The organism is Micromonospora sp. BRA006-A (assembly GCF_033433935.1).
GTDB classification, from domain to species: domain Bacteria; phylum Actinomycetota; class Actinomycetes; order Mycobacteriales; family Micromonosporaceae; genus Micromonospora; species Micromonospora aurantiaca.
On the sequence record NZ_JANCLW010000001.1, the window covers coordinates 6,437,343 to 6,457,060 of the forward strand.

Annotated in this window: 20 protein-coding genes, 1 tRNA gene and 1 pseudogene; 10 read left to right on the forward strand and 12 right to left on the reverse strand. The window is 70.8% G+C overall.

What is annotated here, in order from left to right:
• The coding region (locus NMK34_RS29510) for a transposase family protein (RefSeq protein ID WP_318336049.1) at nucleotides 1-222 on the reverse strand (222 nt) is incomplete at its 3' end.
• A 493-nt stretch (nucleotides 223-715) separates the two neighbouring features.
• Between NMK34_RS29510 and NMK34_RS29515 the strand changes: the two genes are divergently transcribed.
• The gene (locus NMK34_RS29515; RefSeq protein WP_318336050.1) at nucleotides 716-1,717 is read left to right on the forward strand and encodes a DUF6236 family protein; all 1,002 of its coding nucleotides are present in this window, start codon (nucleotides 716-718) and stop codon (nucleotides 1,715-1,717) included.
• 32 nt (nucleotides 1,718-1,749) lie between these two features.
• On the opposite strand, the gene NMK34_RS29520 is transcribed toward NMK34_RS29515, so the two are convergent.
• A complete protein-coding gene (locus tag NMK34_RS29520; protein WP_318336051.1) occupies nucleotides 1,750-3,036 on the reverse strand; it encodes an RNA polymerase sigma factor in 1,287 nt (428 codons plus the stop codon).
• A 318-nt stretch (nucleotides 3,037-3,354) separates the two neighbouring features.
• On the opposite strand from NMK34_RS29520, the gene NMK34_RS29525 reads away from it, so the two are divergent.
• Both NMK34_RS29525 and NMK34_RS29530 read left to right on the forward strand, forming a co-directional pair.
• A complete protein-coding gene (locus NMK34_RS29525; protein ID WP_318336052.1) occupies nucleotides 3,355-3,969 on the forward strand; it encodes a hypothetical protein in 615 nt (204 codons plus the stop codon).
• A complete protein-coding gene (locus tag NMK34_RS29530) occupies nucleotides 3,966-4,487 on the forward strand; it encodes a hypothetical protein (protein ID WP_318336053.1) in 522 nt (173 codons plus the stop codon). The genes NMK34_RS29525 and NMK34_RS29530 overlap by 4 nt, the downstream gene beginning before the upstream one ends.
• A 42-nt stretch (nucleotides 4,488-4,529) precedes the next feature.
• On the opposite strand, the gene NMK34_RS29535 is transcribed toward NMK34_RS29530, so the two are convergent.
• Complete coding sequence (locus tag NMK34_RS29535) at nucleotides 4,530-5,567, reverse strand: hypothetical protein (protein WP_114919100.1); 1,038 nt, start codon at nucleotides 5,565-5,567, stop codon at nucleotides 4,530-4,532.
• A 155-nt stretch (nucleotides 5,568-5,722) separates the two neighbouring features.
• Nucleotides 5,723-5,809: transfer RNA gene (locus NMK34_RS29540), tRNA-Ser, on the reverse strand.
• 75 nt (nucleotides 5,810-5,884) lie between these two features.
• On the opposite strand from NMK34_RS29540, the gene deoD reads away from it, so the two are divergent.
• The 3 genes from deoD to NMK34_RS29555 all read left to right on the forward strand — a co-directional run bounded on the left by deoD (nucleotide 5,885) and on the right by NMK34_RS29555 (nucleotide 7,807).
• Complete coding sequence (gene deoD / locus NMK34_RS29545; protein WP_318336054.1) at nucleotides 5,885-6,592, forward strand: purine-nucleoside phosphorylase; 708 nt, start codon at nucleotides 5,885-5,887, stop codon at nucleotides 6,590-6,592.
• Between the two features lie 112 nt (nucleotides 6,593-6,704).
• Nucleotides 6,705-7,343 (forward strand): TetR/AcrR family transcriptional regulator, encoded by a 639-nt coding sequence (locus tag NMK34_RS29550; protein WP_318336055.1) that lies wholly within the window; start codon nucleotides 6,705-6,707, stop codon nucleotides 7,341-7,343.
• Nucleotides 7,340-7,807, forward strand: coding sequence for an acyl-CoA thioesterase (locus NMK34_RS29555; RefSeq protein WP_318336056.1), 468 nt, complete (start codon nucleotides 7,340-7,342; stop codon nucleotides 7,805-7,807). The genes NMK34_RS29550 and NMK34_RS29555 overlap by 4 nt, the downstream gene beginning before the upstream one ends.
• Nucleotides 7,808-7,833: 26 nt before the next feature.
• Here the strand turns inward: NMK34_RS29555 and NMK34_RS29560 are convergent, their stop codons facing one another.
• From NMK34_RS29560 to NMK34_RS29575, 4 genes are all read right to left on the reverse strand, one after another.
• Entirely contained in the window at nucleotides 7,834-8,277 is a 444-nt protein-coding gene (locus NMK34_RS29560; protein WP_412098971.1) for a nucleoside deaminase, read from the reverse strand.
• Nucleotides 8,278-8,449: 172 nt separating this feature from the next.
• The gene (locus NMK34_RS29565; protein WP_318336057.1) at nucleotides 8,450-8,974 is read right to left on the reverse strand and encodes a tRNA adenosine deaminase-associated protein; all 525 of its coding nucleotides are present in this window, start codon (nucleotides 8,972-8,974) and stop codon (nucleotides 8,450-8,452) included.
• A gap of 122 nt (nucleotides 8,975-9,096) precedes the next feature.
• Entirely contained in the window at nucleotides 9,097-9,267 is a 171-nt protein-coding gene (locus NMK34_RS29570) for a hypothetical protein (RefSeq protein ID WP_166457820.1), read from the reverse strand.
• 72 nt (nucleotides 9,268-9,339) lie between these two features.
• Entirely contained in the window at nucleotides 9,340-9,636 is a 297-nt protein-coding gene (locus NMK34_RS29575) for a hypothetical protein (RefSeq protein ID WP_318336459.1), read from the reverse strand.
• 172 nt (nucleotides 9,637-9,808) lie between these two features.
• Between NMK34_RS29575 and NMK34_RS29580 the strand changes: the two genes are divergently transcribed.
• Nucleotides 9,809-10,540, forward strand: coding sequence for a M23 family metallopeptidase (locus NMK34_RS29580; RefSeq protein ID WP_318336058.1), 732 nt, complete (start codon nucleotides 9,809-9,811; stop codon nucleotides 10,538-10,540).
• A gap of 71 nt (nucleotides 10,541-10,611) precedes the next feature.
• On the forward strand, nucleotides 10,612-11,682 hold the full coding sequence (locus NMK34_RS29585) for a PHP domain-containing protein (RefSeq protein ID WP_318336059.1): 1,071 nt from the start codon (nucleotides 10,612-10,614) through the stop codon (nucleotides 11,680-11,682).
• Here the strand turns inward: NMK34_RS29585 and NMK34_RS29590 are convergent.
• Nucleotides 11,565-12,661: pseudogene (locus tag NMK34_RS29590) on the reverse strand (DMT family transporter); the annotation flags it as partial. The gene NMK34_RS29585 and the pseudogene NMK34_RS29590 sit on opposite strands and share 118 nt — an antisense overlap.
• A gap of 73 nt (nucleotides 12,662-12,734) precedes the next feature.
• On the opposite strand from NMK34_RS29590, the gene NMK34_RS29595 reads away from it, so the two are divergent.
• Nucleotides 12,735-14,405, forward strand: coding sequence for a DUF885 domain-containing protein (locus NMK34_RS29595; protein ID WP_318336060.1), 1,671 nt, complete (start codon nucleotides 12,735-12,737; stop codon nucleotides 14,403-14,405).
• A 45-nt stretch (nucleotides 14,406-14,450) separates the two neighbouring features.
• On the opposite strand, the gene NMK34_RS29600 is transcribed toward NMK34_RS29595, so the two are convergent.
• The 3 genes from NMK34_RS29600 to NMK34_RS29610 all read right to left on the reverse strand — a co-directional run bounded on the left by NMK34_RS29600 (nucleotide 14,451) and on the right by NMK34_RS29610 (nucleotide 18,222).
• A complete protein-coding gene (locus NMK34_RS29600) occupies nucleotides 14,451-15,971 on the reverse strand; it encodes a DUF6114 domain-containing protein (RefSeq protein ID WP_318336061.1) in 1,521 nt (506 codons plus the stop codon).
• A 77-nt stretch (nucleotides 15,972-16,048) separates the two neighbouring features.
• A complete protein-coding gene (locus tag NMK34_RS29605; RefSeq protein ID WP_318336062.1) occupies nucleotides 16,049-16,672 on the reverse strand; it encodes a DUF6230 family protein in 624 nt (207 codons plus the stop codon).
• A gap of 392 nt (nucleotides 16,673-17,064) precedes the next feature.
• Complete coding sequence (locus NMK34_RS29610) at nucleotides 17,065-18,222, reverse strand: DUF3068 domain-containing protein (protein ID WP_318336063.1); 1,158 nt, start codon at nucleotides 18,220-18,222, stop codon at nucleotides 17,065-17,067.
• Between the two features lie 113 nt (nucleotides 18,223-18,335).
• Between NMK34_RS29610 and NMK34_RS29615 the strand changes: the two genes are divergently transcribed.
• Nucleotides 18,336-19,577: an acyltransferase gene (locus tag NMK34_RS29615; protein WP_318336064.1), complete on the forward strand. Its 1,242-nt coding sequence runs from the start codon at nucleotides 18,336-18,338 to the stop codon at nucleotides 19,575-19,577.
• Nucleotides 19,578-19,718 lie beyond the last annotated feature (141 nt).

The following is a 19,718-nucleotide window of genomic DNA, read 5'->3' on the forward strand; positions in this document are numbered from 1 at the left end:
GCGGACATAACGCCAGGCGGTCGTGACGCCGATGTCGAATCCGGCGGCCGGGCGGGTGTAGGTGTCGCCGTTGCGCAGGTGGGCCAGGGCGAGCAGGGCTTGCCGGCCGGGGTCGAGGCGTCGCCACCGAGACCGTTGCTGCTGGCGGCGGGTTCGGATGAGGGCGGCGAGGTGGTTCAGGCTGCGGGTGGACAACGGAATCGCGGCAGGGTAAGACAGCACAGCGAGGCTCCCGGTTGGGGCATCTGATCTTGGTCGATTGCTGTCTTACCGGGAGCCTCGTCCTACCTGGACACCGGCCTCCCACACCGCCCGTGACCTGCGCCGTCACGATGAAAATGGCTCAGTGATCCCTACGGGTCGTTGGCGTCCTGCTGACGTCAACGCCGCCTGACGTTACGGGCTGCGCTCTGGCTCGGGGCCGTCGAAGCATCTCCTGTTACACCGTCACGATCGCAGACCTCGCTGCAAGACCGGTCCTGGCTACGGCCGGAGAAGCGACCACGAGGAGGACCCTGCGCCCCCCGCTCGGCGCTAAGGACCGTGTTGCTGGTCGATCTGCGGGCGTCCAGGCAGATGAAGGATGCGATACGCGGGCAGACCGGTGAACTTCAATCAGACGGACGGCCTACTCCGCAAGCTTGAGGCGCATCGAGATGTGGCCTTTACTTACAGTACGCATGAGAGACACCCTGTGGAGGTTCGCTTGGCCGGGATGCTCTACTACCCCTTTGCAAACGCACCGGTGCCCGTCTTGCAGCAGGCAATCTTGTACTGGGATGACCTAGCCACTGTCGTTGCCCCAGGGTGGGAAGCCCGGCTGACCGACCGCATGAAGGCGGTTCAAGACGCGGGCCTTTACCGGCCGCTTGAGGCGGACCAGGCATTCGGACCATTCGAGCTGCACGAGGTCCAGGGGGAGCTCAGCCATGCCCTGAAACAGGTGCCGCATGATGACCTGATCCCCCCGGCCGAGCCACCGGACGGCGAGTTCAGCACCCTTCACGTCGGCAAGCTGCATAAAAGCGTCGCGAACGAACTTCGCCGACAGGATCTAGTCTACCCACACCCCGGCAACCCTTCGCGATTGGTCGCTGCACCTGCCCTGCTCAACATCGTTGTCAGCCTCATCGCAGGGCGCATTGCTGCCGACAACAACGCGCGCTCAGGCTGCACCGGCCCGCGCGGTTTGCGTCCACACACCGACATCCGCACGGCGCATCGATTCAACACTGAACCGACGTCCGGCTATGACGTCACAGCGTGCTGGGAGGTTGACCTCGGCCCACTCCTGCCGGTACCGAGAGACGACGTGATGATCAGTGACCTCGTGCATTTCAGAACGAAGTATGACGCCGAGCGACGAAGACTCATGCTGGCCGTAGACGAGCTCCTTCATCAACTGAAGCAAGCGGGCCGTCACCCGCAAGACGCGTATCGCTTGGTCGAGCGAGAGATAACCGAGGCGACAGCAGAGTTGAAAGCGGCAGCGCGAGGCACGAGGTGGGGTTGGGTCACCCGGCCGGTCGCTGCGTTTGTCGCCCTTGCCGCTGGCTCTGGAGCAGTGACCGAGCCAGGTCTGGAGGCACCCCTGACCGCTCTCTCCGGCGCAGCTATCAACATTGCGACGACGCAACTGCGGCGGAGCGTCGCTGGCACCGCCCAGAACTACACCTACCTGCATCGGACACAGAACCTGGTTGGAGGAGCCGGTTAAGCCGGATAGTGGGTACGGAAGAAGCCGGTAGATCAATTGGCAGGCTTGGGGCCGGCTCCCTCACGGGCCGGCCCTGAGACGTTCTCGCGGCAAGACTCACCTGTCGCGCCCAACTGGTCCCGCTGCCGCTTCAGGTACGCCGTCTCCGCGCTGTTCCCGGCCAACTCGATCGCCCGGTCGTACGCCGCCCGCGCCTCCCCACCGCGCCCCATCCGGCGCAACAGCTCGGCACGCGTCGCGTGGTACGCGTGATAGCCGTCCAGCGGCAACCCGTCCACCTCGGCCAGCGCGACCTGCGGCCCGTCGAGTTCGGCGATCGCCACGGCCCGGTTGAGCCGCACGATCGGCGACGGGTCGACGCGTACCAAATGGTCGTAGAGCGCGGCGACCTGCGCCCAGTCGGTGTCCCGCGCGTCGCGGGCGTCGGTGTGGACGGCGTTTATGGCGGCGAGGATCTGGTAGCGGCCCGGCGGACGGCCGGCGGCGATGCACGCGCGGACCAGGGCGTGTCCCTCGGCGATCAACTCCCGGTCCCAGGCGCTGCGGTCCTGCTCGGCGAGGACGACGAGTTCGCCGGTCGCGGAGACCCGGGCGGGCCGGCGGGCCTCGGTGAGCAGCATCAGCGCCAGGAGCCCGGTGGCCTCATGGTCGTCGGGCAGCAGCGTACGGACCAGCCGGGTGAGCCGGATCGCCTCGGCGGTTAGGTCGGCGCGGACCGCCTCCTTGCCGGGATCGGAGGCGAGGTAGCCCTCGTTGAAGATCAGGTACAGGACGGCGAGCACGCCGCTGACCCGGGCCGGCAGGTCGTCGCGGGACGGCATCCGGTACGGGATCCCGGCCGCCTTGATCTTCGTCTTGGCCCGCGTGATCCGCCTGCTCATGGCAGCTTCCTGGACGAGGTACGCCCGCGCGATCTCCGGCACGGTGAGCCCGCCGACCAGGCGCAGCGTCAACGCCACCCGCGCCTCCACGGCCAGCGCCGGGTGGCAGCAGGTGAAGATCAGGCGGAGCCGGTCGTCGTCGATGACACCGAGCGGTTCCGGTGCGTCGGCCAGCATCAGCGCCTCCCGGTGCTTGTCGTCCCGCCGGCTCTCGCGCCGGATCCGGTCGACGGCCCGCCGGTACGCGGTGGTGGTGAGCCACGCGCCGGGGTTCGGCGGTACGCCGTCTGCCGACCACCGTTCGACGGCTGCGGCGAACGCCTCGGCTGTCATCTCCTCGGCCACGTCGAGATCGCCGATGCGCCGGGCGAGCGTGGCGACGACCCGGGCCCACTCCTCGCGGTGGACCCGGGTGAGCGCTTCGCCGACGTCTGTCACGCGCCCAGGAACGGCCGCAGCTCCCCGATCGCGGCCATCTCCGCCTCGGTGGCCGAGCCGGTCGTGTCGTCGAGTACGGAGATCAGGTACTGCGCCATCGGTTCCTCTTTCACTCTGGTCGGCCGCCGTCACCCCGGCTACGAACACCGCCGCCCCGATCCGACAACTGTGCAGAGCAAGTATCGGGCGCGATGATGCGCGAGCGCTGCCGCGCCCGTACGTTGGGCATCGGCCGCGTCACTCGCTAGCGCGCCGACAGGCCCGACAATCCGTCGTACACATGTTCCATCCACAGCCTGTGGACGCCGAGAGGACCGGATGAGTTACCAGCTCAGCGCCGTGGTCGCCGACGTCGAGCTGCTTCGCGAGCAGACCGCCGACCTGGACCACGCGGTGCTCGCCGCGCTCCGCCAGGACTTCGCGCTTCTGCCTGTCACCCCACAACTGGTGCAGGAACTGACCGGTGGCCTGCCGGACTTCGCCACCGACGAGCCGCGCGCCGAGCGCCCGTTCCGGCTGGTGCTCTCGCCCTCACTGGCGGAGGTGCTGGCCCGGTGGTCGAGGAGCGGCCCGGTGGCGTACCTGGAGGCGGAGTTCGCGGGCGGCCTGGGCCATCAGTCGGCGGTGGTCTGGCTCGGCGGTGAGGTGAGCTGGGGCCCGCGGTACGACGCCGCGCTGGACCGGCCGCGAACCGAGTGGCCGATCAACACGGCGCTGGCCCGGCTGGGCGCGGAGCCGGGACCGTGGATCGACCCGTTCGCCGAGCTGGGCCTGCACCTGGAGCGCGACACGGACGGCTGGCTGACGCACGGCCGGCGTGGACTGTCCGCCGACTACTGGGACGAGCTGGCCGAGGAGTGGGAACTACGCCAATCCGACAAACAGCAGCAACCTCATCGCCCCGGTCCCGTTGGTGACTGGGGGATTGCATGAAACTACGACAATTCGGCTTTATTGCCGCACTGCTTGCTGCCGCGTCCGCAGCCGGCAGCGGCGTTCATCCACAGTGGCCCACCCGGCCGGTCGGCGCCGCCCAGGTGGTGAGTCTGGAGGGCCTGCGCAACGCGGAGTTCGGCGACACCGAGGCGGACCTGACCCGGCGCGGCGTGCTGCGCGCCGACGAGGAGGCATGCGGGCCCGCGCTCGTCGGGCACGGATCGGTCAGCCCGATCTTCGTCGACGACCGGCTCGTCCTGCTCTGGCTCGACGACCCGATGAGCACACCCGAAGGCATCAGCGCCGGCTCGCCGGTGGGCGAGGCCCGTTCCGCGTACCCGGGTGCCGTCGACCTGCCGGCACCGCCCGGCAGTCACCGCTTCGCCGGGCTGCTCGCCCGCCACGGCGACCGCGCGTACCTGTTCCTGCATGACGGCGTCACCGTCCGCGAGATCATCGCCGGGTACGCGGACTGGGCCCGCCGCCTCTTCGACGAGGGCTACGGCCCCTGCTGACCACACGCGTCGTGGGTCAGCAGGAGCGAACAGCGCGCTCTGCTACCGGTGAGCACCCGCCACTACGGTGACAACCTTCGTCCGGCCCGAGCTACTGGCTACGAATCGGTCCGACGGCGAATAGCCGACGAGGAAGTATCCGCTCTGGATAGGGACGACGTCTGCTGCAAACTGGCCCTTGGCATCGGTGTTCAGCGGGCCGTAGGTGGCGTAACAGCCGTTGTCGTCGCACAGGGTCAGGTAGATGTCGTTGACCTGGTTGGCATGCGGGGCCCAGCCGGAGGCGGTGAGCCACGACAGACGCCCGGAGAGCCGGACGCTCTGCCCCGCGGCCACCCGGGTGCGGTTCACCGTTGCCGTGACTCGGGTCTGCCGGGGGTCGATGGTGATCGGGAAAAACTGCTGGGGAATGTACTCGAAGTACGGCCGGTCCAGGGAGTAGGAGTAAGAGATCTCCACTTCCGGGCTGAGGGCGTAGATGGTGACCGTCTTGCTGAACGAGCCGTCGGACGCAGTGCTGGCCGGGGTCGGCTCGAAGCTGTTGTTGACCTCGACCGGGAAGTCGACGAGCGGCCGAACCTCGCCGGTGCCCGGCCAGCGGCCCTTGAGCACCCCCCGGACAGTCACCTGCCGGTTGTCGTAGTCGACGGTGCTGGGGTTGACCGTCACATCCTCCAGGAAGGTGACGACCCGGTAGAGGATCCACCCGGCCCGCTCCTGCCGTACGTGGTTGCCCGCAACGTCGGTCACCTCGACGTGCACGAGGTAGTCGCCGAGCGCGTCGAGAATCAGGGGCGCCGACGTGCGGAAGACGGTCTTCTCCGGAGTCTCCGAGTGGAGCACGAAGTCCGTGGAGCGCGCGACCAGTGCTCCGGTCTCCTCGTCGACGAGTTCCGCACGGATCTCGGCAACCGGCTGAGACGAGGTGACGGAGACGAACAGTCTTCCGAGGTCGTCCGACGAGTCGTTGTAGGCAGAGTTGACCTGCAGGACATCGGCGGCCTGGGCGGAGGCCGGCGAGTTGAAGGCCGACAAGACAGCGGCGAGTACGCCGACAGCAAGGACCGATCTGATCTTCATTTGTCCCCCGTGCAGAGCCCGCCGACTGTCGGCGGGAGCCGACAACAGTTATAGGCGCATCGACCCTCGTCACACAACCGGCTTGCCGAACGGGGACAAGCGGAACGCCCGGTGCGATCCTCGCGGATCGACCGGGCGTTCTCGCTGTTCACGAGCGGTGGCGGCGGGATTTGAACCCGCGGAGGGCGTAAACCCTCACACGCTTTCGAGGCGTGCTCCTTAGGCCACTCGGACACGCCACCGCCGACGAGGGTACAGGACCGCCGGCTTGGACGCCGAACCGGTATCCCTCGGCCCGGCCTGGCAGGATCTTTGCCATGAGTACGCACATCGGCGCTGAGCCGGGAGAGATCGCCGAGCGGGTCCTGATGCCGGGCGACCCGCTGCGGGCCAAGTGGATCGCGGAGACCTACCTGGAGGGGGCCCGCTGCTACACGACGGTGCGCGGCATGCTGGGCTTCACCGGGAAGTGGAACGGTGTCGACGTGTCCGTCCAGGGCTCCGGCATGGGAATGCCGTCCGCCTCGATCTACGCCCACGAGCTGGTAAACGAGTACGGCGTGAAGTCGCTGATCCGGGTGGGCTCCTGCGGCGCCCTGACCGAGGATCTGCAGCTGCGGGACGTGGTGGCGGCGATCGGTTCGTCCACCGACTCGAACATGAACCGGATGCGCTTCGACGGCCTGATCGACTACGCCCCGGTGGCCGACTTCGGGCTGCTGCGTACCTCGGTCGAGGTGGCCGAGCGGCGCGGCATCAGCATGCGGGTGGGGCCGATCCTGGCGGCGGACGCCTTCTACACGGACCGGCCGGACCTGTACGACACGCTCGCCGACTACGGCGTACTGGCGGTGGAGATGGAGTCGGCGGCGCTGTACACGATCGCGGCGCGTTTCAAGGCCCGCGCGCTGACCATCCTGACCGTCAGCGACCACATCAAGACCGGCGAGAAGACCACGTCGCAGGAGCGCGAGCAGACGTTCGGCCAGATGGTCGAGATCGCGCTGGACACCATCATCTCCTGACCTGATCGATCCTGGACCGCCCCGTCACCGCCCGGTGGCGGGGCGGTTACGCGTTACCGTCGTCACAGAAATAAATACGACCGGTCGTGCTCCTTTCCCCTACGCTGATCGCATGACCTCCGACGGCCGCGTCGCCCGCGGCGACCGCACCCGCACCGCGGTGCTGGACACCGCAGTGGCGCTGGCGACCGAGGTCGGCCTGCACGGCCTCTCCCTGGCCCAGCTCGCCGACCGGCTGGAGGTGAGCAAGTCCGGCCTCTTCGCGCACTGGCGCTCCAAGGAGGCCCTGCAACTCGCCACCGTCGACCGGGCCGTGGCGCAGTGGCAGGAGATGATCGTCGCGCCCGCCCTGGACGCACCCCCGGGCGTACGCCGGCTGCGCGCGCTGCACGAGGCCCGGATCGACTTCTACGCCGCCCGGGTACTGCCCGGCGGCTGCTTCTTCGCCAACACCGAGTTCGAGTACAACGCCCGTCCCGGCCCGGTCCGGGACCGGCTCGCCGACGCGTTGTCCCGCTGGACCGCCCTGTTGGAGCGACTCGTCCAGGAGGCGGTGGACCTCGGCGAACTCCCCGCCGACCTGGACGTGCCGCTGCTCGCGTACGAGATCGACGCGCTGGGGATCAGCGCGGTGATGCGGTCCCGTCTGCTCGACCCGGACGCCTCCTACCGGCACGCCCGCCAGGGCCTGCTGAACCGGCTGCGGGCGCTCTGCCCGGAGCCGGCCCTGCTACCGGAAGGCCAGTCATGAGCCACACCACCACCGACCGGCCGGTCGCGGAGTTCGGGCACGTCGAGCACGTGCCTGTGCACTTCGACGACCTGGACGCGATGGGCATCCTGCACAACGCCCGGTACGCCGTGCTGCTGGAACGCGCGCTGACGCCGTACTGGGCCGAGCGCGGTGTCGCCTTCCGCGGCGACGTGCACGCCACCCCCGACGTGTTCCACGCGGTCCGCGAGTTCACCATCACCTACCGGGCGCCGGTCATCGGCGTCGGCACGGTGGCTGTGCACTTCTGGCTGGAGCACTTCGGCACCAGCAGCGCCCGTTACGCCTTCGAGTTCCGCTCGACCGACGGCGCGACCGTGCACGCCACCGGCACCCGGTCGATCGTCCGGCTCGACCCGGCCACGCTGCGTCCGACCGCATGGACCGAGGTCGCCCAGGGGGTGGCCGCGACGCTGCTGCGCCCCGCGCCGGCAAGCGCCTGAGCCAAGAGCGCCTGAGACAGAACCCCTCAGCGGAAGAAGGCGCGCAGCAGCGCCGCGCTCTCGCGTTCCAGCACGCCGCCGTACACCTCGGGGCGGTGCGTGACGCGGCGGTCGCGCAGCACGTCCCAGAGTGATCCGACGGCGCCGGTCTTGGGTTCCCACGCGCCGAACACCACTGTCGAGACGCGGGCCAGGGCGATCGCCCCGGCGCACATGGTGCACGGTTCGAGCGTCACGACGAGCGTGCAGTCGTCCAGCCGCCACCGGCCGAGCCGCTGCGCGGCCCGCCGCAGCGCCAGCACCTCGGCGTGCGCGGTCGGGTCGCCGGTCAGCTCCCGCTCGTTGCGCCCGATCGCCAGTTCGGTGCCGTCGGGGCCGTAGAGCACCGCGCCGACCGGCACGTCGTCGGCGTCGGGGGTGGCACCGTCCGGGCCGGTCACCGCGACCTCGAGGGCCCGGCGCATCCACAGCTCGTGCCGCTGCCGGCGGCCGACCGCGCCCGGGTCGGCGAGCGCCTCGTCGGCGCCGGGACCGACGCGCGCGGCCCGGCCGGGGGTGGGCTGCCCCGGGCGTACGGTCTCCAGCGACGGATCGGTCGCGTCTGCCGGTTCGGCGGCGCCGGGCGTCAGGGACTGGCCGGGCTCAGACCTCACGCAGCTCCTCGACCTCGTCCACACAGCCGAGCACCTGGCAGATCTCGGCTGTCACGTCCGCCGGCATGGAGCCCTCGTGCGCGCAGAGCGTCAGCAGCTTCTGCGCCGGGATGCCCAGGTCGGCCAGCAGGTCCGCGTCGCCGACCGGGTCGGCCTCCGGGTCCACGGCGGGCTGCTCGCTGTCGTCGTCGCCGGCGGAGGTGCGCGGTTCGTCGACCTCCTCCAGCCCCGTCACCGAGGTCTTCAGGTCGCCGACGAGCAGCGCGCCCAGCCGGGACTCCTCCGCGTACGCCGAGTCCGAGCCGAAGACCCGCAGGTCCTCCCCCTCGTCCAGGCGCAGGATGACCAGGTACGTGTCGTCGGCCTCGACGAACAGCAGCGAGAGGTCGGCGTCCGGCTCGACGTCGCGCAGCCGGTCGGCCACCTCCTCGATGTCGGTGACGCCGCGCAGGCTCACCTCACCGGCGGTCCAGCCGCCGTCGACGCGCGCCACGGCAGCAGCGAAGTACGACACGGTCCCCCCAAATCAGCCTCGGCAGCACGCCGACACGTCACGCGATGCACGTTAACCGGTCGGATCGGCGGGCGAGCGGTCAACGCCCCGTATGGGCCGGCCGTTCCTGAAGAGAAAGCCGGTCAGCCGACGACGCGCCGGCGGGTGGCGATGAGTTGGCGCAGTCGCTCGGTGCGGGCCCGCTGCGGCCGCTGCCGCTGCTGCACCGCACGGGCACCGGCCAACTCGGCGAGGAGTTGCAGGCGACGGCGGCTCCGCTCGGGGTCGAGCCGCGGCGGTGTGGTCCAGGCCATACCGCGAGCGTGGACCGTCCTCACGCGTACGTCAAGGTGGCCTTCGCTACGCAGCGAAACCGGCACCGAAGGTCACCAGAGCGGCCAGTCTCCGGTCTGCGCCCAGCGCATCGCGACGATCCCGGCGGCGATGCTCCAGCCACCGGCGGTGACGATCGCGACGCCCGTCGCCACCCCCCTGTCGCCGTGACGGACCAGCACCGCGGCGGCCACCCAGGCCAGGCCGCCGGCCAGCAGCGTCCACCAGGCGTAACCGGCCACGCCGCCGCCGAGCAGCCCGAACAACAGCAACCAGGCGAACGCGACGAGCGCGCCGGCTGCGACGCCGGCGCCGGTGATCGGGTACGGCTCGCGGTAGCTGGGCCGCATCGACGTGCTCGACGGGAACAGCCCGGAGGGCGTACGCGGTGGCGGGAACGCCCCCGGACCGGCCCCCTCGGGTCCGCCGTGCCATCCGTGCGTCACCGCCGCCCCCTTTCCCGGATCACCCGTCCCGCGTTCGGCATTCGTCCCTACGGTAGTGGTCTGTCAGGATGACCGGATGCGCTCGCCATCGATCGGACGCCGGACGCGGCCGGCGTACCCGGTCCTGCTGCTCGTCGCGGCGCTCGCCGCCGGGGGGTGCGGCGCCTCCACCGGGCGCGCCGACAGGTGGCAGGAACCGAGCGCGGTGGCGACCGCGGCGCAGCCCGCCGATCCGGCCCCGCCGTCGGCCGCATCCTCGCCGGCCGCGCCGTCGCCGGCGCGCGCCGACGTGAAGCGGGTCTTCCCGGTACGGTCCGGCAACGTCGACTATCACCCGACGCACGGCGGCTACCCGGGCACCGACGTGTTCGCCGACTGCGGGGAACCGGTGGTGGCGGTCACCGACGGCGTGGTGCTGGAGGTGAGCCGCGTCGACAGGTTCGACAAGCGCGGGCCGCTGGGCCCGAACAACGGCGGGCTCTCGGTCTCGCTGCTCGGCGACGACGGGGTGCGCTACTACGGCTCGCACCTGAGCGTGATCGCCGCCGGTGTCGACGCCGGGGTACGCGTGCGCGCCGGGCAGCAGCTCGGCGAGGTGGGCCGCACCGGCAACGCCAACAACGTCTGCCACCTGCACTTCGGGCTCTCCCCGAAGTGCACGGGCAGTGACGACTGGTGGATCCGCCGGGGCGTGGTCTGGCCCGCGCCGTACCTGAACTCGTGGCGCAAGGGCGGCAACCGCTCGCCGGTCGCCGAGGTCACCACCTGGCAGCGCAAGCACGGCTGTCCGGCCGCGCCCGGCCGGTAGGCGCGCGGCGGCTGACCGGCTCGCGGTGCGGGGTCACCCGGCGGGCGGCGAATGCGCGTAGGTTCCAGGACATGAGTGCCCGGGATCCCATCGCCGACCTGCGCCGGATCGCGTTCCTGCTGGAACGGGCCAACGAGGCCACCTACCGGGTGCGGGCGTTCCGGTCGGCGGCGAACACGCTCGGCGCGCTGCCCGCCGCCGAGGTGGCCGAGCGGGCCCGCACCGGCAAGCTGACCGAGCTGCCCGGCGTCGGTGACGTCACCGCCCGCTGCGTGGCCGAGTCGCTGGCCGGCGAGGAGCCGGTCTACCTGCGCCGGTTGCTGGCGACCGAGGGCACCGACCTGGACGAGGCGGCGGCGAAGCTGCGGGACGCGCTGCGCGGCGACTGCCACACCCACTCGGACTGGTCCGACGGTGGCTCACCGATCGAGGAGATGGCGCTGGCCGCGGTCGAGCTGGGTCACGAGTACCTGGTGCTCACCGACCACTCGCCCCGGCTGAAGGTGGCCCGCGGCCTGACCGCGGAGCGGCTGCGCAAGCAGCTCGACCACGTCGCAGCCGTCAACGAGGCGCTGCCGAAGGGCTTCCGGATCCTCACCGGCATCGAGGTGGACATCCTCGCCGACGGCTCACTCGACCAGGACGAGAAGCTGCTGGCCCGCCTGGACGTGGTGGTCGGCTCGGTGCACAGCGGCCTCAACGACGACCGGGCGAAGATGACGCGCCGGATGCTGACCGCGATCGCGAACCCGCACCTGGACATCCTCGGCCACTGCACCGGCCGGATGGTCTCCTCCCGGCCCGCCGGGGTGACCGGGCCCGGCGACAAGGGGCACCGCGCGCGTACCCGCAAGGAGAGCGAGTTCGACGCGGACGCCGTCTTCGCCGCGTGCGCCGAGCACGACGTGGCCGTCGAGATCAACTCCCGGCCGGAGCGGCAGGATCCGCCGAAGCGGCTGATCCGGCTCGCGCTGGAGGCCGGGTGCCGGTTCGCCATCGACACCGACGCGCACGCGCCCGGCCAGCTCGACTGGCAGCGGTTCGGCTGCGAGCGGGCCGCGCTGTGCGGCGTACCGGCGAAGCAGGTGGTGAACACCTGGACGGCCGACCGTCTGGTGAAGTGGACGGCCGGCCGCGGCTGAGGAGTCAGCCCCGGGTGGCCGCTTCGGCCGGACGGGCGGTGGGTGCCACCGCGTCCGGGCGCGGGCGGCGCCGCCCGAACAGGCCCTGGGCGACCGCGACGCCGACGAGCACCACGAACGCGCCGACCGGTTGGTGCCAGTTCATCCGCTCGCCCAGCACCACAGCGCCGACGAGCACCGCGAACACCGGGATCAGGTACGTCACTGTGGACGCCGTGCTCGCCCCGGCCAGCCGGATGTTGCGCATGTTGATGACGAAGGCGAGCCCGGTGCCGAGCGCGCCGAGCGCCAGCACGCTCGCCGCCACGCGCGGGGAGAGGCCGATCGGCGACGGCGGCGTGCCGACGAACGGCGCGACGAGCGCGAGCTGCGCGGTCGCCACCAGCAGCTGCGCCGCCGACAGCGACAGACCGGAGTACGCGCTGCCCGCGACGAACCTCTTCTGGTACGGAATGGCCAGCCCGTAGCAGGCCGCCGCGCCGAAGCACATGAGCTGGCCGACGAAGTGGGCGCCACCGACGCCCTCCCAGACGCCGAGCACCACGAGGACGCCGACGAAGCCCAGCCCCAGCCCGACCGCACGCCGGGCGGTCAGCCGCTCGGTGCGGAACACCAGCACCGCCAGCGGCAGCACGATCAGCGGCGTGGTGGCGTTCCAGATGCCGGCGAGCATCGACTCGACCCGCTGCTCGCCGTAGCCGAACAGGGTGAACGGCACCGCGACGCCGAACGCGGCCACCACGAGCATGTGCGCCCAGACCCGGGGCTCGCGGGGCAGCCGGTCGCGCAGCACCGCGAGCACCACGAGCAGCGTCAGCGCGCCGGTGGCCACCCGGTAGAGGGTGAGGTGCACCGGGTGCAGCTCGGCCACGCCGACCTTGATGAACAGGAAGCTGGAACCCCAGATGGCGGCGAGTGCGACGAACCCGGGCAGCCAGCTGCGTACCGGGGCCCGGTCAGGAGTGATCTCGACGGTCACCCCTGACACTCTGCCGCAGAGGTACGACGAAGTCGCGCGGTATTCCGGATGCGGGGTCACGTAGGGTCGCCTCGTGGGACGAATCGATGACCTCGCCAACCGGTACGTGGCCGAGTGGGCCCCGCTGAGCCCGACCGGCGCCACCTACGTCGGCATCGCCGGCTACGACGACCAGCTCGACGACCTGTCGCCCGAGGGTTACGCGGCCCGCGCCGACCTGGCCCGCCGCACGCTCGGCGAACTCGACGTGACCGAGCCGGAGACCGAGGCGGAGCGGACCGCCCAGGAGGCCATGCAGGAACGCCTCGGCCTGGAGCTGGCCCGCTACGAGGCGGGCGAGACCGGCAGCGAGGTCAACGTGATCTCCAGCGGGCTGCACGAGATCCGGATGGTCTTCGACCTCATGCCGACCGACGGCGAGGAGGCGAAGGCGAACGTGGCCGCCCGGCTCAACCGCTTTGCGTCCGCGCTCGACGGCTACAAGCGCACGCTGCGCGAGGCCGCCGCCGCCGGACGGGTCAGCTCGCGGGTGCAGCTCGTCGAGGTCGCCAAGCAGTGCGACGTGTGGGTCGACCCGGAGGGCGACGACTTCTTCCACGGCCTGGTCGAGCGGCTCGACGCCGACGGCGCGCTCGGCGCGGAACTGCGCAAGGGCGCCGCCGCCGCGACCGCCGCCACGGCCGAGTTCGGCCAGTTCCTGCGCACCGAGCTGGCGCCGGTGGGCCGGGACAAGCAGGCCGCCGGGCGGGAGCGCTACGAACTGGCCTCGCAGTACTTCCTCGGCGCGACTGTTGATCTGGACGAGACGTACGCCTGGGGTTTCGCGGAGCTGGCCCGGCTGGAGGCCGAGATGCGCGCGGTGGCCGCACGGATCGCCGGGCGCGGCGCCTCGGTCGACGACGCGGTACGCGCGCTCGACGCCGACCCGGCGCGGACGGTACGCGGCAAGGAGGCGTTCCGGGACTGGATGCAGGCGCTCGCCGACAGGGCGATCACCGAGCTGAACGGCACCCACTTCGACATCCCCGAGCAGGTACGCCGGATCGAGTGCTGCCTCGCGCCGACGAGCGACGGCGCCATCTACTACACCGGCCCGAGCGAGGACTTCTCCCGGCCGGGCCGGATGTGGTGGGCGGTGCCGCAGGGCATCACCGACTTCTCCACCTGGCGCGAGGTGACCACCGTCTACCACGAGGGCGTGCCGGGTCACCACCTCCAGGTCGCCCAGACCGCCGTCCGGGCCGACCTGCTCAACCGCTGGCAGCGGCTGCTGTGCTGGGTCTCCGGGCACGGCGAGGGCTGGGCGCTCTACTCCGAGCGGCTGATGGACGAGTTGGGCTACCTCGACGACCCGGGTGACCGGCTCGGCATGCTCGACGGGCAGGCGCTGCGCGCGGCCCGGGTCATCGTGGACATCGGCATGCACCTGGAGCTGGAGATCCCGAAGGACAACCCGTTCGGCTTCCACCCGGGCGAGCGGTGGACGCCGGAGCTGGGCTGGGAGTTCATGCGGGCGCACTGCCGGGTGCCGGACGAGAACCTGCGCTTCGAGCTGAACCGCTACCTGGGCTGGCCCGGGCAGGCCCCCTCGTACAAGGTGGGCGAGCGGATCTGGTTGCAGGCCCGGGAGGACGCGAAGGCGCGCAAGGGCGCCGACTTCGACCTCAAGGAGTTCCACCGCCGGGCGCTCGACCTGGGTTCGCTGGGGCTCGACCCGCTGCGCAAGGCGCTGGCTCGGATCTGAGCCGTGGTCCGGGTGCCGGCGGTGCGTCCGCCGGCACCCGTCGCCCTACCCGCCGAGGGTCAACCGCAGCGGCTCGCCGGTGAGCGTGTTGCTGGTGACGTACGCCAGGTCGATGACCGGGTCGGTGAACGTCACCTTGAAGGGCAGCGTGACCGGCAGCCCGTCCGGGAACGGCAGGTCCGGGGTCAGCGTCAGCTTGATGCCGATGAGCTTGCCGACGAACCGGGTGCAGTAGAACGCGACGTCGTCGCGGACGACGAGCTGAGGGGTCGCGTACCGCTGGGTGCGACCGCGTGGACCGTCGGCGACCAGCAGGAAGTCGTCGGTCACCGCCTCCTTCATGCTGAACTTCAGCACCTTGAGCGCACCCTGCTCGGTCTGCAGGTCGGTGATCCCCTCGAACCGCAGCCCGGTCATGGTGACCTTGGAACCGGTGAGCTTCGACGGCGTCCGGCCCACCTTCGGCAGGCTCGGGTCCGCAGCGATCCGCGGCAAGGGCTTGCCGGGTTCCACTTTGCCGGGCTTCGCCGGTTGCTCTTTGCCCGGCTTGCCCGGTGCCGGGCAGTCGGTCGAGCCGGGGCGGGTCGCCGGCTTGCTCGTCGGGGCCGCCGATCCGCTCGCGGTCGGGGTGGGCGAGGGCGTCTCGTTCTTCTTGTTGCTGCCCTTGAACAGGTCACCGATCCCCTCGAAGAAGTCGGTGATGATGTTGCCCTCCCGCGTCGGGCTCGCGCTCGGCGACGGGGTGGGCGTCGCCGTGGGTGCGCTCGCGCCGGGCGTCGGCGTGGCGGGCTTCGACGGACAGGCGCTCGCGGTGGGCTTACTCGGGGCGGCCTGCACCGCGCGCGGCTGCACGGCGAGGCCGGCGGCGGCGAGGCCGAGCACCACGAGGACGATGCCGAAGGCGCGTGGGTCCGCCGATCGGCCCGCCCACTCCGGCGGCCCGCCGTCGGACCCGGCCGCCTGCCCGTTCACCGACTGCCGAGGGACCGGCCGCTCCCCGCCCGGCCGCTCGGCAGTCGGCTGCTCGACGGCCGGCCGTACGCCGGCCGGCACCTCGACGGCCGGTCGCTCGTCCGCGGGCTGTGTATCCACGGGCTGCCCGTCCACGACGGTGCCGGCCTCGGCGTCCGCCTCGGTCTCGGGTTCGTCGGCGGCCGGACCGGCGGGACCAGCCGGAGGGGTCGGCACCCAGGCGAACGCGAGCGCACTGCCCACGATGCCGAGCAGCAGACCGAGGAAGAAGCCGCCGAGGTTGAGCCCGATCAAGGAGTAGACGGTGGTGATCGCCGCGACGATCGAGTAGAACAGCCGCTGCGGCGGGCTGAGCCAGAGCAGCACCCCGCACGTCACCAGGATGGCCGGGATCAGCAGTGATAGCAGGCCGGTGGCGCCGCTACTGAAGCTCAGGCCGTTGAGGGTCAACCGGGTGGAGGCGAGCATCTCCACCCCGGCCAGGATGATCAACAGGCCACCCCAGAACGGCCGGCTCCGCTGCCAGCGGCGGAAGGTCCGCCATGCCCGGGCCGCGGTGCCGGGCCGGGCGTGGGACGGGTCGACGGTTGTCACGTACTCCTCCTGGCGGAGCGGGGACGGGGACGGTCGGGCGGGCCCGCGGTGGTCGGCCACCGCGGGCCGTGCTCAGCTCAGAAGCACTCCTTGCCCTTGGCGTCGTCGCCCACGTTGACCTTGAGCCGCAGCCCGACCAGGTTGAACGTCGAGGAGGTGGTGTAGCGGGAGACCTGCTTCAGGTCACGGATGGTCACCCGGTCGGAGTTCTGGCCGAACGAGCCGCGCTGCGCCGTCGGGTTGAGGTCGCTGGCGTCGCGTCCGATCTTGATGTTGGTGAAGGTCGCGTTGCCCTCGAGCGAGTCCATCGCGATCACGAGGTCCTTGGCCCGGGCGGGGTCCTTGCCCTCACCGGCGTTGATGGTGAGCACCACCGGCAGGCCGGGCAGGTCGGCGCGGACGGACTGGCAGAGCTTGTACAGCTCGGCGCTGCTGATCTCGGCCATCGCGACCGGGCGGGTCGCGCCGGCCTTGCCGTCCTCGCCCTTCTCGCGGACGATGCCGCCGTACTGCTTGAAGCCCTCACCCTCCAGGCGTTCGGCGCCGATCTTGAACGTCTGCCCGGACACGGTGATGTCGGAGGCGATGGCGCCGGTCGACATGCCGAACAGGATGGCACCGGCGGCGGCCGTGGTGGGCACGATCATGGCGGCGAACCGCCGCCACCGGGTACGACCCTGGTTGTCGAGCCGATTCTGCACGGGTTCCTCCTCGAACGAATGTGCGCGGCGGCCGGTGGGGAACCAGCGGCCCGCGCCGGGCCCGCCCTCTGTTACCGACGGGTAACGATCGAGCCTGATCGTGCACCCGATGCGGTGCAGCTCACAACCCCCTGATTACCCAGCGGTAACACCGAGGCGAGAGGTGCAGGTGACCAGGCGTCACGAGACCCCAGGCCAGGGTCGGCCTGGAGGGCGAAATGTCGCGTCAAACCGGGCATAGATGACGGTGAACGCGACGGAAAGTCACCGGATATCTGGCCGTTACAATCGAGTAACGAATGTAAAGTAGGTTCGCCCGCATGGGAGATCTTCACGACGGAGGGGTGGACCGCGATGCGGCCCACCCCTCCGTCGTGCTTCCGGCGAACCGGTCAGCGGCGCTCCACCTCACCGGCGCCCGAACGCTGGGCCGGCACCGACGGATCGTCGGACCGCCAGTTCGTCGACGCCGGCGGGATCTCGTCGTCGAGCGGGCCACCCACGGGCTCCTGGTCGACGCGGGTCGGCGTCGGGTCGGAGGTCGGCGCGTCCGCCCGGTGCCGGGCGCTGCCGTCACCCCTGGGCCGGGTCACCAGCCACACGCCCGCGATCAGGGCGATCAGGCCGAGCACACCGGCGATGATCGGGCCCCAGACACTGATCATGCCGATCTTGAAACGGTTGTCCTTCACCGTCTCGACGCTGCGGCTGATCGTGTCGTCGTTGTAGTTGAAGTCCGCGTCCAGCAGCACGGTCGGGGCACCGGTGTCCGGACGCAGCTCCTTGTACTGCTGCTCGCGCACCTTGACGTACGCGCCGGTCACCGGGTCCACCCAGAGCGTACGGGTGTTGCTGTAGACGACCTGGCCGCTGGTCGCGGTCGGCGCGAACTTGCCCAGCAGCGTCTTGACGCTGTCCGCCGGGGTGTTCAGCGGCTCGTTCTCGATCCGCTGCTCGAAGCGGTACGTCTCGACGCCCTTGATCTTCTCGGTGCCGGTGAACCGCGCCGGGAACGTCTTCTTCAGGTCGCGGTCGAACACCTGGTAGTCACGCTTGCCGGTGCCGAACGGGAACTTGTAGATCTGGCCCGAGTAGCGCACGTTGCCGACCGGGGTCTGCTCCGCGCCGGACTCGTTGAGCCACTGCTCGTCCCACGGCGCCGCCGCGCCGGAGATGCGGTAGAGCGCCAGCTCGGTGCTGTACTGGCTGATCACATCCTGGTTGTCGCTGCGCTTGACCGTCTGGAAGACGTTCCAGATGACCGCGTCGCCCTTCAGCTCCTTGGGCACGCGGTCCTTGGTGTCCTCCGGCTGCGGGATGACCTCGATGCTGGACACGAGATCGGCCTGCGGCACCTCGATGCTCACCGCGCCCGCTTCGGACTTGATCTGCAGGAACTTCGCGCCCTTCGCCTCCGCGACGGACGTCGTTGGTTCCAGGTCATAGGGCAGCTTGGTCACGGCGGGGGCCACGTAGAACGGCAGCCCGGCCGCGAAGACCAGCAACAAGACACCTAGCCCGAAGAGCGCGGCGCCCACGCGAAGCTTCACTCATCCTCCTGTAACCTGCCGCCCTACGGTCTGTCGTCCGGGGCACCCGATCCTTAGCATTGGCGGGAGGTTACTCCCCAGTCACCTGCAAAAGCGACCCCCTGGATGTCCAGATGTCCACAGCCACCACGCCAACAATCCCGGAGCCACCGGTAACGGGCCGTCTTCCCGCCCTCGACGCGCTGCGAGCGATCGGCGCCGTGGCGGTCGTCGGTCACCACGTCGGCTTCCAGACCGCCGTCACCATGAACACCACGTGGGGCGGCTGGTTGGCGCGCCTGGACGTGGGTGTGGCGATCTTCTTCGTGCTCTCCGGCTTCCTGCTGTTCCGCCCGTGGGCGCTCACCGTCGCCACCGGACGGCCCCGGCCCCGCACCAAGCGCTACTTCTGGCGCCGCGCGCTGCGGATCCTGCCCGCGTACTGGCTGGCGGTGGTGGTCTGCTTCGTCGTCCTGCCCGGCAACCACCCGGTGTCGGCCGGTGACTGGCTGCGTCACCTCACGCTCACCCAGATCTACGGCCCGGGTCAGCTGCGGCACGGGCTCAGCCAGACCTGGAGCCTCGCCACCGAGGTCGTCTTCTACCTGCTCCTGCCACTGCTCGCCGTGCTCGCCGTGGGCCGGACCTGGCGTCCCGTCCGCACCGTCCTGCTCGCCTCGTCCGGGGCGCTGCTGACCCTCGCGTGGGTCGCCATGATGGGCGCCGGCTGGCTCGACGGCGCACTGCACACGATGTGGTTCCCGTCGTACGGCGCCTGGTTCGGCGGCGGCATGGCGCTGGCCGCGGCGCACGTGGCCCTGCGTACCGGCACCGCGCCGGCCGCCTTCCGGGTGCTCGACGATCTCGCCTCGGCGCCGCTCGCCTGCTGGGGCGCGGCGGTCGCGGTGATGGCGATCGCGACGACGCCGATCGCCGGCCCGCGCGACCTGACCAGCCCGACCGCCGTCGAGTTCGGCACCAAGATGGCGCTCTACCTCCTGATCGCCGTCCTGATCACGGTCCCGGTGGCGTTCGGCGGCCGGACCCGGGCGAAGGAGGTCTTCAGCACCGGGTCGGCGCGGTGGATGGGCCACGTGTCGTACGGGCTGTTCCTGTGGCACCCGCTGGTCATCGAGCTGATCTACCTGCTCGAGGACCGGCCGCTGTTCACCGGCGACTTCGTCAACGTCTTCGCCCTGACCATGATCTTCGGGCTGATGTACGCGGCGGCCAGCTACTACGGCGTCGAGCGCCCGCTCCAGATGCTCGGCACGCAGCGCCGTGGCCGGCCGACCGGGCGCGGACCGGCGTCCGGGACACCCGTGACCACGGCCCCCGCGCCGGCCACCACGCCGGACGTCGCGGCACCGGCCTAGCAGTAACACCCCGCTCACCCCGAGTCACCCGGCGACGGCCGGCGGCCCGACGCCGCCGGTCGGGGCATTGCCGGGCGGAAGCCGAGCCCTTAATGTGACGCGCACCGCTAAATTACTTGAGAGTAGGGTTCGCGTGGAGCG

Bases quoted from the DNA above. Each gene is read 5' to 3' on its own strand.
- NMK34_RS29515 (WP_318336050.1), top strand. From the start codon at position 716: ATGCTCTACTACCCCTTTGCAAACGCACCGGTGCCCGTCTTGCAGCAG.
- NMK34_RS29525 (WP_318336052.1), top strand. From the start codon at position 3,355: ATGAGTTACCAGCTCAGCGCCGTGGTCGCCGACGTCGAGCTGCTTCGC.
- NMK34_RS29530 (WP_318336053.1), top strand. From the start codon at position 3,966: ATGAAACTACGACAATTCGGCTTTATTGCCGCACTGCTTGCTGCCGCG.
- NMK34_RS29535 (WP_114919100.1), bottom strand. From the start codon at position 5,567: ATGAAGATCAGATCGGTCCTTGCTGTCGGCGTACTCGCCGCTGTCTTG.
- deoD (WP_318336054.1), top strand. From the start codon at position 5,885: ATGAGTACGCACATCGGCGCTGAGCCGGGAGAGATCGCCGAGCGGGTC.
- NMK34_RS29550 (WP_318336055.1), top strand. From the start codon at position 6,705: ATGACCTCCGACGGCCGCGTCGCCCGCGGCGACCGCACCCGCACCGCG.
- NMK34_RS29555 (WP_318336056.1), top strand. From the start codon at position 7,340: ATGAGCCACACCACCACCGACCGGCCGGTCGCGGAGTTCGGGCACGTC.
- NMK34_RS29570 (WP_166457820.1), bottom strand. From the start codon at position 9,267: ATGGCCTGGACCACACCGCCGCGGCTCGACCCCGAGCGGAGCCGCCGT.
- NMK34_RS29575 (WP_318336459.1), bottom strand. From the start codon at position 9,636: ATGCGGCCCAGCTACCGCGAGCCGTACCCGATCACCGGCGCCGGCGTC.
- NMK34_RS29580 (WP_318336058.1), top strand. From the start codon at position 9,809: ATGCGCTCGCCATCGATCGGACGCCGGACGCGGCCGGCGTACCCGGTC.
- NMK34_RS29585 (WP_318336059.1), top strand. From the start codon at position 10,612: ATGAGTGCCCGGGATCCCATCGCCGACCTGCGCCGGATCGCGTTCCTG.
- NMK34_RS29615 (WP_318336064.1), top strand. From the start codon at position 18,336: ATGTCCACAGCCACCACGCCAACAATCCCGGAGCCACCGGTAACGGGC.